The organism is Colwellia sp. MB02u-9 (assembly GCF_014077085.1).
Classification (GTDB): Bacteria; Pseudomonadota; Gammaproteobacteria; order Enterobacterales; family Alteromonadaceae; genus Cognaticolwellia.
Genome location: NZ_JACGVF010000066.1, coordinates 1 through 11,872, shown reverse-complemented (window position 1 = coordinate 11,872; position 11,872 = coordinate 1). Strand labels below are relative to the sequence as shown.

At 39.3% G+C, this 11,872-nt stretch carries 13 protein-coding genes; 8 read left to right on the top strand and 5 right to left on the bottom strand.

The annotated features are described in order from the left end of the window. Window positions 1-22 precede the first annotated feature (22 nt). The 4 genes from tgt to secF all read left to right on the top strand — a co-directional run bounded on the left by tgt (window position 23) and on the right by secF (window position 4,538). Complete coding sequence (gene tgt / locus H4J65_RS01735) at window positions 23-1,165, top strand: tRNA guanosine(34) transglycosylase Tgt (protein WP_182194751.1); 1,143 nt, start codon at window positions 23-25, stop codon at window positions 1,163-1,165. A 56-nt stretch (window positions 1,166-1,221) separates the two neighbouring features. Further along, on the top strand, window positions 1,222-1,557 hold the full coding sequence (gene yajC / locus H4J65_RS01730; protein ID WP_182135644.1) for a preprotein translocase subunit YajC: 336 nt from the start codon (window positions 1,222-1,224) through the stop codon (window positions 1,555-1,557). Window positions 1,558-1,730: 173 nt separating this feature from the next. Continuing rightward, complete coding sequence (gene secD, locus H4J65_RS01725; RefSeq protein WP_182184259.1) at window positions 1,731-3,578, top strand: protein translocase subunit SecD; 1,848 nt, start codon at window positions 1,731-1,733, stop codon at window positions 3,576-3,578. Window positions 3,579-3,590: 12 nt separating this feature from the next. Continuing rightward, window positions 3,591-4,538 carry a protein translocase subunit SecF gene (gene secF / locus H4J65_RS01720; RefSeq protein ID WP_182190630.1) on the top strand — a complete coding sequence of 316 codons (948 nt, stop codon included), beginning with the start codon at window positions 3,591-3,593 and terminating at the stop codon, window positions 4,536-4,538. A gap of 510 nt (window positions 4,539-5,048) precedes the next feature. Here secF and bfr (H4J65_RS01715) read toward each other — a convergent pair. The 3 genes from bfr (H4J65_RS01715) to H4J65_RS01705 all read right to left on the bottom strand — a co-directional run bounded on the left by bfr (H4J65_RS01715) (window position 5,049) and on the right by H4J65_RS01705 (window position 6,366). After that, window positions 5,049-5,516 carry a bacterioferritin gene (gene bfr / locus H4J65_RS01715; RefSeq protein ID WP_182135647.1) on the bottom strand — a complete coding sequence of 156 codons (468 nt, stop codon included), beginning with the start codon at window positions 5,514-5,516 and terminating at the stop codon, window positions 5,049-5,051. Between the two features lie 35 nt (window positions 5,517-5,551). Continuing rightward, entirely contained in the window at window positions 5,552-6,016 is a 465-nt protein-coding gene (gene bfr / locus H4J65_RS01710) for a bacterioferritin (protein WP_182184261.1), read from the bottom strand. Between the two features lie 155 nt (window positions 6,017-6,171). Beyond that, a complete protein-coding gene (locus H4J65_RS01705) occupies window positions 6,172-6,366 on the bottom strand; it encodes a (2Fe-2S)-binding protein (protein WP_182194665.1) in 195 nt (64 codons plus the stop codon). 258 nt (window positions 6,367-6,624) lie between these two features. On the opposite strand from H4J65_RS01705, the gene H4J65_RS01700 reads away from it, so the two are divergent. The 3 genes from H4J65_RS01700 to arsJ all read left to right on the top strand — a co-directional run bounded on the left by H4J65_RS01700 (window position 6,625) and on the right by arsJ (window position 9,390). Then, window positions 6,625-6,975, top strand: a complete 351-nt coding sequence (locus tag H4J65_RS01700; protein WP_182135650.1) for a metalloregulator ArsR/SmtB family transcription factor — start codon at window positions 6,625-6,627, stop codon at window positions 6,973-6,975. Window positions 6,976-7,052: 77 nt separating this feature from the next. Further along, complete coding sequence (locus H4J65_RS01695) at window positions 7,053-8,102, top strand: ArsJ-associated glyceraldehyde-3-phosphate dehydrogenase (RefSeq protein ID WP_182194661.1); 1,050 nt, start codon at window positions 7,053-7,055, stop codon at window positions 8,100-8,102. 43 nt (window positions 8,103-8,145) lie between these two features. Further along, entirely contained in the window at window positions 8,146-9,390 is a 1,245-nt protein-coding gene (gene arsJ / locus H4J65_RS01690; protein ID WP_182194657.1) for an organoarsenical effux MFS transporter ArsJ, read from the top strand. A 28-nt stretch (window positions 9,391-9,418) separates the two neighbouring features. Here arsJ and H4J65_RS01685 read toward each other — a convergent pair whose 3' ends face one another. After that, window positions 9,419-10,066 carry a sulfotransferase gene (locus H4J65_RS01685; RefSeq protein ID WP_182194654.1) on the bottom strand — a complete coding sequence of 216 codons (648 nt, stop codon included), beginning with the start codon at window positions 10,064-10,066 and terminating at the stop codon, window positions 9,419-9,421. 145 nt (window positions 10,067-10,211) lie between these two features. Next, window positions 10,212-10,814, bottom strand: a complete 603-nt coding sequence (can, locus tag H4J65_RS01680; protein WP_182135654.1) for a carbonate dehydratase — start codon at window positions 10,812-10,814, stop codon at window positions 10,212-10,214. A 239-nt stretch (window positions 10,815-11,053) separates the two neighbouring features. Between can and H4J65_RS01675 the strand changes: the two genes are divergently transcribed. Beyond that, a complete protein-coding gene (locus H4J65_RS01675; RefSeq protein ID WP_182194650.1) occupies window positions 11,054-11,332 on the top strand; it encodes a peptidylprolyl isomerase in 279 nt (92 codons plus the stop codon). Window positions 11,333-11,872: the final 540 nt, after the last annotated feature.

Genomic DNA, 11,872 nt, shown 5'->3' with positions numbered 1-11,872 from the left:
AGATAAAACAGAAAAAAACGCTATGCAGTACGAGTTACTCACCACAGACGGTAAAGCTCGACGTGGTCGCTTAACCTTTGACCGTGGCACAATAGAAACCCCAGCGTTTATGCCAGTAGGTACTTACGGCACAGTAAAAGGTATGAAAGCTGAAGAAGTAGCAGAAACAGGTGCCGAAATTATTTTAGGCAATACCTTTCACTTGATGTTACGCCCAGGTACTGAAATTATCGAACAACACGGTGGCTTACATGGCTTCATGAATTGGGATAAGCCCATTCTAACCGATTCAGGCGGCTTCCAAGTATTTAGCTTAGGTAAAATGCGTAAAATCACCGAAGAAGGGGTTAAATTTAGCTCGCCCGTGAACGGTGAAAAAATTATGCTAACACCTGAACGCTCAATGGAAGTTCAGCGCAGTTTAGGCTCTGACATCGTGATGATATTTGATGAATGTACCCCTTATCCCGCGAGTCATGAAGAATCAAAAGTGTCAATGGAGCTTTCATTGCGTTGGGCGCAGCGTTCAAAAGATGCCCATGAGGGTAACCTCAATGCTTTATTTGGTATTGTACAAGGCGGCATGTATGAAGATCTACGTGAAGTCTCTGTTAATGGCTTAACCAGTATCGGTTTTGATGGCTATGCTATTGGTGGCTTATCAGTTGGTGAACCCAAAGAAGATATGATTCGAATATTAGATCATACCGCGCCCTTGATACCAGAAAATAAACCCCGATATCTTATGGGAGTTGGTAAACCTGAAGACTTAGTTGAAGGTGTGCGCCGCGGTATTGACATGTTCGATTGTGTGATGCCAACACGTAATGCCCGTAACGGACATTTATTTGTTACTAACGGGGTTATCAAAATTAGAAATGCTCGTCACAAAACGGATACTGGCCCATTAGATCCTGAATGTGATTGTTATACTTGTAAAAATTATTCGCGTGCTTATTTACATCATTTAGACAAATGTAATGAAATTTTAGGCTCGCAATTAAATACCATGCATAATTTACGTTTTTACCAACGTGTAATGCAAGGATTGCGTGACGCGATAGAGCAAGGCAAACTAGATACGTTTGTTGCTGAGTTTTATGCGCTACGTGATTTACCTGTTCCGCCATTAGCTAGTTCATTAGCGGACAATGAAACAGCATAAACAGCTGTAATTTCGCCATTTTATAAAATTAATCAGAAAAATAAAAAGAGGTATTTATGAGTTTATTTATTAGTCAAGCCCACGCTGCTGCAGGTCCCGCTCAAGGGGCTGATGGTATGTCAATGTTAATTATGCTAGCTGTATTTGGTTTAGTATTTTATTTTATGATCTATCGTCCACAAGCTAAACGTGTGAAAGAGCATAAAAGTTTGATGTCTGAATTATCAAAAGGTGACGAAGTACTAACACAAGGCGGCATTGTTGGTAAAATTGCTAAAGTTTCAGATGAAAAAGATTTTATCGTCGTAAGCATCGCCGAAGGTACTGAAGTTACAGTACAAAAAAGTGCAATTAATGCTGTATTACCTAAAGGTACAATGAAATCTCTATAATGAGATCTTGTTGGCTTTTTTCGCTATAGCGGTTTTGAAGGTGTGCATTGATAGTGATCAATTGCACGCCTTACATAGCTTATGCAATAGTGATAACAAAAATTATAACAAACTTTCGTGCGATAACTTAGTTTAGTATTAGCGCGCGATTCAAAAGAAAATAGGGTGATATTGTGTTAAACAAATATCCATTATGGAAGACATTGATGGTGCTATTTATAGTAGCTGTTGGTGCTTTGTATGCGACTCCTAACCTTTATGGTGAAGATCCCGCAGTACAAATTTCTGGCTTGCGCGGTATTGAAACAAACGCAGCAACGTTAGACGTAGTTAAGTCACACTTAGATGAAAAGAAAATCTCCTACTTAAGTCTTGTGATGGAAAACGGTCAAATATTGGCGCGTTTCAATGACACAGAACAACAATTACGTGCGCGTGATCTACTTGATGACAATATTGGTGATGAGTATTCAGTTGCCTTAAACTTAACACCTGCAACACCTTCTTGGTTAGCAAGCATTGGCGGTACGCCAATGAAGTTAGGTTTAGATTTAAGTGGTGGTGTTAGCTTCCTAATGGAAGTAAACATGCAGGAAGCGATTGTTAAAGTACAAAAAAGTTTAATTGATGATTTTCGCACGGGTTTACGTGGCGAAAAAATTCGTTATCGCTCAGTTAAAGAAGTTAATGATGCCATTAGTATTCAATTTCGTAATGCTGAAGACTTAGCAAGTGCAGAGTCATATCTAGAAAAACAAAACCGTGATGTAGAATTTGTTAGTGATGAGGATAGCTTAACCTTATCCGCCAGAATGACTGATCAAAAATTAAAAGAAACCCGTGAATATGCATTGCAACAAAACATTACCATTATTCGTAATCGTGTTAATGAGCTAGGTGTTGCTGAGCCGCTAGTACAACGTCAAGGTCAAAAGCACATTGTTATTGAATTACCGGGCGTGCAAGATACAGCGAAAGCAAAAGAAATTTTAAGTGCAACTGCGACGATTGAATTTCGTTTAGTTGATACTGAAGGTGATTTAGGTGCAGCGCTTAATGGTCGTGTTCCAGGTAGCTCAGAGTTACTAAAAGAACGTAATGGCCAACCGGTATTGTTGAAAAAACGTGTGATGCTTACAGGTGATCATATTGTTGATGCGGGTTCAAGTTTTGACGAATATAGCCGCCCACAAGTTAATATTACCTTAGATTCTGCTGGCGGTAATAAAATGTCAAGCAGCACTAAAAGTAATATTGGTAAGCCGATGGCGACGGTATTTATTGAATTCAAACCAACCGACCGTGTTGATGCTGAAGGTAATACTATCTTCGAGAAAGTTGAAGAAGTGATCAGTGTTGCTACTATCCAAGCACGCTTAGGTAAAACGTTTAGAATTACGGGTGCGGGTAGCCAATCTGAAGCACATAACTTAGCCTTACTGCTTCGAGCGGGTGCTTTGGTTGCGCCGATTCAAATTGTAGAAGAACGTACTGTTGGTCCAACATTAGGTGCTGAAAACGTAAGACTGGGTTTCCAAGCCATTATGATGGGCTTTGGTTTAGTCTTCATCTTTATGCTGATTTATTACCGTGCCTTTGGTGTGGTGGCAAACATAGCGTTAGGGGCGAACTTAATCTTAATTATTGGCATTATGTCGTTGATCCCAGGTGCAACACTATCGTTACCAGGAATGGCCGGCATAGTGTTAACTGTCGGTATGGCGGTTGATGCTAACGTACTTATTTTTGAGCGTATTCGTGAAGAAATTCGTGAAGGTAAATCAATTCAGCAGTCAATCCATCAGGGTTATGACGCGGCCTTTTCAACTATCATTGATGCCAACATTACCACGTTAATTGCTGCCTTGATTTTATTTGCTATCGGCACAGGACCCGTTAAAGGTTTTGCGATCACGTTATCAATCGGTATTATCACTTCGATGTTTACCGCAGTTATTGGTACTCGTACTATCGTTAACGCTGTTTGGGGTGGTAAACGTCTCGATAAACTTTCTATATAGGGCTTCAATTATATGCAAATTTTACAATTAAAAGAAACTGTTGCCTTTATGCGCTACCGCAAGGTGGCCTTGATATTCAGCATTGTACTCATGCTAGCCTCGGTTGTTTCATTGGCGACCAATAAGCTTAACTTTGGTTTAGACTTTACGGGTGGTACTTTAATCGAAATTGGTTTCGATGAATCGGCTGATTTGACAAAAGTTCGCGCTATTATGGACTCAAACGGTTTTGATGATGCGGTAGTTCAGTTATATGGTTCAAGTCGTGATGTGGTGATTCGTTTAGCACCACGTGAAGATGTTAAAGCAGAAATGCTAGGTAACCAAGTACTTGATATTTTACAAGCAGGTACTGGGCAAACTATTGATATGCGTCGCATCGAGTTTGTCGGGGCGAGTGTTGGCGATGATTTAGCAGAGCAGGGCGGTTTAGCTATGTTAACGGCGCTGATCTGTATTTTAGTCTATGTTGCCTTTCGTTTTGAATGGCGTTTTGCCTTAGGCTCAGTTATCGCGTTATTTCATGATGTATTGTTAACGTTAGGCTTGTTCTCTGTTTTACAGTTACAGTTTGATTTAACGGTACTTGCAGCGGTACTGGCGGTAATAGGTTACTCACTCAACGATACCATAGTGGTCTCGGATCGTATCCGAGAAAACTTTAGAAAAGTGCGTTCTGGTACGCCTGAAGATGTGATCAACATTTCTTTAACACAAACCTTATCACGGACCGTTATTACTTCAATTACTACCTTGTTAGTACTTGCTGCTTTGTTCTTTAAAGGTGGAGCGCTAATACATGGTTTTGCGACAGCATTATTATTAGGGGTTTTTGTCGGTACTTACTCATCAGTTTATGTAGCCAGCTCGGTTGCGTTGGCATTAGGTATTTCTAAAGAAGACTTAATTCCTGAAGTGATTGAAAAAGAAGGTGCGGATCAAGAAGAAATGAGACCGTAAAACGCCCTTAGCGCTTATGGTTAGATTTCATTAAGGCTCGCATTATGCGGGCCTTTTTTTGATCAGCACTTTATAACTCATGGCTTGATTTACTCGCTGAGCTATTCTATGCGAAGAGACATTGACCAAGGTAAGGGGTATTTTAATCACGTTTTATGCTAATGATTAAATAAGCCATTGATTGCTTATCTAAACCTAGATGAGTGCTGACAAAGTTACAAAGGGTGATTGCTTTTTATTCAGTGAAGATATGGCGTTGGCGCATTAAAAAAGCCAGCGAGCAAACTCACTGGCTTTTTATCTATAGAATGGCGGTCAGGATGTAGGCACTGCTATGATCACGCTGCCGCTCTTAAGTATTAACCATCCATAGCGCTGTAGAGCATTAATACAGCTCTATAATTGCCCCTAATAACTTACCTCCATGTAAGCACATGCAGGTCGGTGTGAAAGTGTGACAATATTAAGGCTACCTATAGACTATTTTAGTGACTATATTGGCTATATTGGTTATAACTGCGATTGAATATAGTTTTGTAAACCGATAGTTTTAATGAGACCTAATTGTTGTTCCAACCAGAAGGCATGATCAACTTCAGTATCGTCTAATAATTTTTCTAGAATCTCACGTGTTACGTAATCTTTTTCCTGTTCACACAGCGCAATAGCGGCTCTAAGCGCTTTTGCATCGGCATATTCCACATCTAAATCACTTTGCAGCATTTCAGGAACCGTTTTGCCAATATTTAAGCCTTGGCGCGTATGCATATCAGGTATACCTTCTAAGAATAAAATACGCTGAATGAGCATTGAGGCATGTAACTTTTCGTCGTCAAATTCGTGATCGATACGTTCAAATAACTTATTCATGCCCCAATCTTCATACATCCGAGAATGAATGAAATATTGGTCCATTGCGGCTAGTTCATAGGAGAGTAGGCCGTTTAATGCTGCAATAACTTGCGTATTACCTTTCATATTATTTTCCTTCTAAATGGTCTAGATTAAGCCGTTTACAGCTGTGCCTGAATAAATTTTTCAATACCCATAGCGTTAATTTGGTATTGCTGAGTTTCCAGCCAATCTAAATGTTCTTCTTCGTCATTGAGTATAGTGTCTAACATTTCACGGCTGACATAATCTTGTTGTTGTTCACAAATAGTAATGGCGTTACGCACTACCGCAATTTGTGCGGTTTGAAAACCAAGATCACAACGGATCATTTCTTCGGTATGTTCACCGATAGCCAGTGGTGCTAATTGTTGTAAGTTAGGTAGGCCTTCAAGAAATAATATCCGCTCGATAACCTTGTCAGCTTGCTTCATATCTAGGATTGATTTTTTATAGCACTTGCTGTTTAAGGCATTAATACCCCAATTTTTGTACATGCGAGCGTGTAGAAAATATTGATTAATCGATGTTAGTTCACTGGTGAGTACTTTATTAAGTATGGTGAGTACTGAGGTGTTGCCTTTCATTAGCATCTCAAATTTAAGTTAATTAAATATTGGCTGCAATTATAGAAAGAAAGTAGGTAAATGAAAAGGATAGATTAAAAAAATATTTAAAAACAACAACTTGAGAATGTTAATCGTTATCAGTTGCAGTCAGGTTATTAACGCAAGTGGGCTCTTTAGCCGACTTCTTTAAATAAGCTCTCATTGATAATAGTGTTATTAATAATATTTTGAGCAACCTTAACGCAAGTACCACACTGTGAACCTAATGGTAAGTGCTGTTTTAGTTCACGGATAGACCCGACACCGGATTCAGTGACTAATTGTTTAATTTGATGATCTGTGATGCTTTTGCAAATACAAACAAACATGATAAAAATTCGCTGGTGATTGATAACACGATTGATAATAGTTCTTATTTAGTTTCGTTTCAACAATTAATTTGTGCTTTTTATTAGTACACTGATAAACCTAATAATTTAAATTATTAAAGCGTGCTGGGCATTTTAATACCCAGGTTCGTTAAGCCACTTTTATTTTAATATAATTGCTTTATTATATAACTATTTCGTTATTAAGTGGCTTGGGTTATTATCACCTAAACTGAGCATTAACCAGAAGAGCAGCAAATGAATCCAACTGAGTTTTATAAAAATTTGGCTGATGATATACGGCTTAAAAGTATATTGCTGATTGCCCAAGAAGGTGAGCTTTGTGTTTGCGAACTCATGGCGGCACTTGCTGAGTCTAGTCAGCCAAAAATATCCCGACATTTGGCGGTATTAAAAAGCTCGGGCTTATTATTAACACGTAAACAAAAACAGTGGGTTTTTTATAGCATTAATCCTGATGTAGCCACATGGGCACAACAGGTTATCAGTTTAACCTTAAAAGAAAATATCAACTTTATTACTCCACATTTGCAAGCGTTACATCTTATGGGCGCTAGGCCTGAACGCATTGCAAATTGTTGTGAGTAAGCGACACCAAGCTTAAATGAGCCAGATCACTTAGCGGGCTAAGTGATTATAAAATAAATTTTGACAGGAAAATCATCATGACAATTAAAATTGGTATTAACGGTTTCGGCCGTATTGGACGTTTATCGATGCGGGTGGCCTATGGCTGGGATGATATTGAAATTATTAAAATTAACGACCCCGCTGGTAACGCAGAAACCTTAGCACATTTACTTAATTTTGATTCAATACACGGTATTTGGCAACATCAGGCGCAGCATAAAGCTGAAAATATAGTGATTAACAACCATGAAATTACCTGTAGCCAAAACAGCACTATTGCCGACACAGATTGGTCAGGTTGTGACGTGGTTATTGAAGCAACGGGTGTGATGAAATCTACAGCATTATTGCAAGCTTATTTAGACCAAGGGGTGAAACGTGTGGTCGTTACTGCGCCAGTGAAAGAAGACGGCGTATTAAATATTGTTATGGGCGTTAATGATGACCAATACGACAGCGACAAGCACCCGATAGTCACTGCTGCCTCTTGCACCACTAACTGTCTTGCCCCAGTGGTAAAAGTGATTCACGAAAATATTGGCATTAAACATGGTTCAATGACCACCATTCATAATATCACCAATACGCAAACCATCTTGGATGCACCGCATAAAGATTTACGTCGCGCTCGTGCTTGTGGCATGAGCTTAATTCCAACCACTACCGGCTCAGCAACGGCTATTACCCATATTTTCCCCGAACTTAAAGGTAAACTTAATGGCCATGCGGTACGAGTGCCACTGGCTAATGCGTCAATTACCGATTGTGTTTTTGAGCTAGAACGAGCTACAACAGAACAAGAAGTGAATGACTATTTACAAGCGGCGGCGAAAGGCGAGCTAAAAGATATTTTAGGTTTTGAACAGCGGCCACTGGTTTCAATTGATTATAAAACCGATCCACGCTCGTGTATTATCGACGCACCTTCAACTATGGTGGTTAATGGCACACAAGTTAAACTTTATGTTTGGTATGACAACGAATGGGGCTATGCAAATCGTACAGCGGAAATCGCTCGTATGGTGGGTCGCTCTGATCTGAACTCTAACCTGAACTCTGATCTGAATTCTGATCTGAATAGTTAGACATAAAACTCACCAAGCTAAAAGCTAAAGTAGATTTGCATAAATGAAAGCACTCAGTGGCCTATCAGTTCAGGTAAAACAATATTTAATGATCACCGGTAATTATTGGGCATTTACCCTAACCGATGGTGCGCTGCGGATGTTGGTTGTGCTGTATTTTTATCAGCTCGGCTATAGCCCGCTAAATATCGCCTTGCTGTTTTTGTTTTACGAAATTTTTGGCGTAATCACCAATTTAGTGGGGGGCTGGTTGGGCGCTCGTATTGGGCTAAACAAAACGATGAATATTGGTTTGGCCCTACAAATAATCGCTTTGGTTATGCTACTGGTGCCAAGTGGTTTTCTTACTGTGGCCTATGTCATGGTGGCGCAAGCTTTGTCTGGTATCGCTAAAGACCTTAATAAAATGAGCGCAAAAAGCGCCATTAAACTTTTAGTACCAGCAGGGCAGAGCGGTAAACTGTATCAATGGGTGGCACTATTAACTGGCTCTAAAAACACCTTAAAAGGCATCGGGTTTTTTCTCGGTGGCGTGTTGTTAACCTGGTTAGGTTTTACCGGCGCCATTGCACTGATGGCGGCCATGTTAACGATTGTGTGGCTGTTCAGTCTGTTTAAGTTGCAAGCAGACTTAGGTAAGGCTAAATACCAACCTAAATTTAAAGAGATACTATCAAAGAGCCGAGCGATTAATTTACTTTCAGCCGCGAGGTTATTTTTATTTGCCGCGCGTGATGTGTGGTTTGTTGTCGCTTTACCTGTTTTTTTAGCCACCGAATTCGCTTGGTCACATAGTGGGGTCAGTGGCTTTATGGCTGGTTGGATCGTGCTTTATGGTCTAATGCAAACGCTAGCGCCAACATTAACTAAAAAACCTGCCAATAAAGCACCCACAGGCAGAGATGCCGCGATATGGGGTGCTATATTGGTTGTTGTTCCTGCAGCAATGGCGCTTGCCTTACAGAGCGATTTTTCAGCAAAATGGGTGGTTATTATTGGCTTAATGGTGTTCGCGGTTTTATTTGCCATTAATTCGTCATTACATAGTTTTTTGATTGTTGATATGGCGGGTAAAGACGGTGTGTCGCTTGATGTAGGTTTTTATTATATGGCTAATGCCTGTGGCCGGTTGTTAGGTACTGTACTTTCAGGCTGGATTTTTCAGCTTTATGGCTTAGTGGCCTGTCTATATATATCAGCAGCTTTTATTGCTTTCGCTGTGCTATTTGCCGGCTTAATTAATCCCGCTAGTGGTGACTTGACCAAGCAATCAAGCAACAGCGCTTAATTAGGCGAGATACACTTGATGATGGTGTTTAGGTTAAATAGGGCAGTTTAGTTACTCTACCTTTATTGGTAGAGTTAACTTTTAAGGTGTTTTTTATATCTTTCCAAGCGGTGATCTTACCGCCGACATTAAGTTTTTCAAAACCTAAGCCAGCGGCTTTATGAGCATTAATATCGCCAGTTAACGCTAAAAAGCTCAGTAAGTGTTTATAGCTCTGACTGTCGCTAATATCTATCGATAAAAAGTCATCTTCCCGGCCTTGAAAATACTGATAAACCTGACTTTGATGTTGTTGGTAGCATAGTGCTAAAAACTCAAAATCATTGATGTTATCTAGATTATAGGGCGTAAATATTGTTTGATAACAGCGTTTAATTATCGGATTAAAGCCACCATCGTCGCGAATAAGGTTGGTATGCATACGGGCGAGTAACTTCTGGATGGAAGGTAGCCATTTATCCATAGCACGTCCTAAGTAGATAAACTTAGCGTTGGGATAAGCCTTATCTAAATATTGATAATCACAAAATATCGGCGTGTCAGCCATCACTTGCGCTTCAGTGAATGAGCGATCGGTATACGCGGTATGTGCGACATGAAAACCTAGCTCAAGCATAGCAGCACAAATACTGGTAGTACCGGTTCTAGGTAAGCCAATAATAAATATTTTGTTCATAATAGTTGCAATGTTAGTGCTGGAAAATTCACTATTGTACAAGGTGAGTGCACCATTGTATAAGCTGAGGACAATAAAAGTTAAGTCTTTTTAGTGTCTTATGACCCGGTAACAACATTTGCTATAGGGCTAGTTTTAAGCGCCATTATTTATTGCAATCAACCGAGACCTGTAAGTCTTTTAAAATACCGTCATGCAAATTATAAACAAAGCCATGCACGGTAACATCTTGCTTTATATCCCAAGCTTTTTTTAAGATAGTTGTGTTACAAACGTTGGCAACTTGTTCTATGACATTTAATTCGCAGAGCAATTTTAGTCGTTCAGTTTTATTTTCAACAGCGTCTAGACGCGCTTTATGAAAGCGATAAACATCTTTAATATGATGCAACCAATTATCAATTAAACCATGGCTTTGATTGTCTACAGAAGCAATAACGCCGCCACAGCCATAATGTCCACAAACAATGATGTGTTTTATTTTTAAAACATCAACCGCGAACTGAATCACAGAAAGGCAATTTAGGTCAGTATGGATAACTTGATTAGCAATATTACGGTGCACAAAAACTTCACCCGGTTGCATACCCAGTAATTCATTAGCCGGTACGCGAGAGTCTGAGCAACCTATCCATAAATATTCAGGGTTTTGTTGTTCTGATAAATGCTTGAAAAAATTAGGATCTTCTTGTTTTATCTTGTCAGACCATTGCTGATTATTGTCAAATAAATGCTGTATTGAACTCATGGGGGGAACAACTAAGGAAAATATACCGTGATTCTAAGTTGTTACGCTAACAAGTAAAGAAAAAACTGGTCTTATATCTAAGGCTATTCGCCTAGCTATGGATAAAGTGATGAGTTTTTCTCAAGATGATTCAGCGTTAATTACCGTTTTAACTAATTACAGCGTTAATTAAAAGTATTTACTTTGCCTTGGCCATAATTAGTTATAATAACGCTATTAACCCTAAATTGGAGAATAATGTGGCTGCTGCATGTGCCCGTCATATTTTAGTTAAAAGCGAAAATCTGGCGCAAGAATTAAAGGCTAAAATCGCCAAAGGGGCTGACTTTGGACAGTTAGCTAAGAAAAACTCGACTTGCCCATCAGGTAAGAAGGGTGGAGATTTAGGCGAATTTAAGCCAGGCCAAATGGTAAAAGCCTTTGATGATGTGGTTTTTAAAAAAGCGATATTAACGGTACATGGTCCAATTAAAACCAAATTTGGTTATCACCTTATTCAAACCATTTATAGAAACTAATCATAGAGCAAAACTAAGTCTTCGTAAGGCGGAGTACTTTTAAAACGCAGTAGTTATAAAACTCAGTACTTATCCATCTCAATAGCTATAAAAATTGAAGGGCTATCCACTTAGCCCAATCAACCACTATATTTTGTGGTTCCTTTCTTTTGTCATTTAGGTCTGGTTGGTGCGCTTTGTTGACGTTAGCTATTGGTTATTCTTTAGGTCAACTGATAGCCATAAGCGGTCATTGAGTTATTGTGAAACCATGATCATATTCAGGTTGATTTTAACCAAAATACTCAACTTGTTTATAGGGCTTGTTTAAGCTCAAAGCCGCCAGTCGCATTTCGTTTCTGAACGCTAACTTTTGCCACAGTATAAACATTAGCATCAAGTGACTAAAATTGAATTCAGATTAGATTTTGTATCGATAACGCCCCATTAAGAGGCAAAAAACAGCTTGCTATAATGCCTGAGGAACGAAGGACAGCAAGCTGTTTTTTGTCCTTTTGAATGGCTTGTTATATTTTTTGTTCTCCTATGCTAAAAACATTC

Coding starts and splice junctions, on each gene's coding strand:
- tgt (WP_182194751.1), top strand. CDS start 23: ATGCAGTACGAGTTACTCACCACAGACGGTAAAGCTCGACGTGGTCGC.
- yajC (WP_182135644.1), top strand. CDS start 1,222: ATGAGTTTATTTATTAGTCAAGCCCACGCTGCTGCAGGTCCCGCTCAA.
- secF (WP_182190630.1), top strand. CDS start 3,591: ATGCAAATTTTACAATTAAAAGAAACTGTTGCCTTTATGCGCTACCGC.
- bfr (WP_182135647.1), bottom strand. CDS start 5,516: ATGAAAGGTAATACGCAAGTTATTGCAGCATTAAACGGCCTACTCTCC.
- bfr (WP_182184261.1), bottom strand. CDS start 6,016: ATGAAAGGCAACACCTCAGTACTCACCATACTTAATAAAGTACTCACC.
- H4J65_RS01705 (WP_182194665.1), bottom strand. CDS start 6,366: ATGTTTGTTTGTATTTGCAAAAGCATCACAGATCATCAAATTAAACAA.
- H4J65_RS01700 (WP_182135650.1), top strand. CDS start 6,625: ATGAATCCAACTGAGTTTTATAAAAATTTGGCTGATGATATACGGCTT.
- H4J65_RS01695 (WP_182194661.1), top strand. CDS start 7,053: ATGACAATTAAAATTGGTATTAACGGTTTCGGCCGTATTGGACGTTTA.
- arsJ (WP_182194657.1), top strand. CDS start 8,146: ATGAAAGCACTCAGTGGCCTATCAGTTCAGGTAAAACAATATTTAATG.
- H4J65_RS01685 (WP_182194654.1), bottom strand. CDS start 10,066: ATGAACAAAATATTTATTATTGGCTTACCTAGAACCGGTACTACCAGT.
- can (WP_182135654.1), bottom strand. CDS start 10,814: ATGAGTTCAATACAGCATTTATTTGACAATAATCAGCAATGGTCTGAC.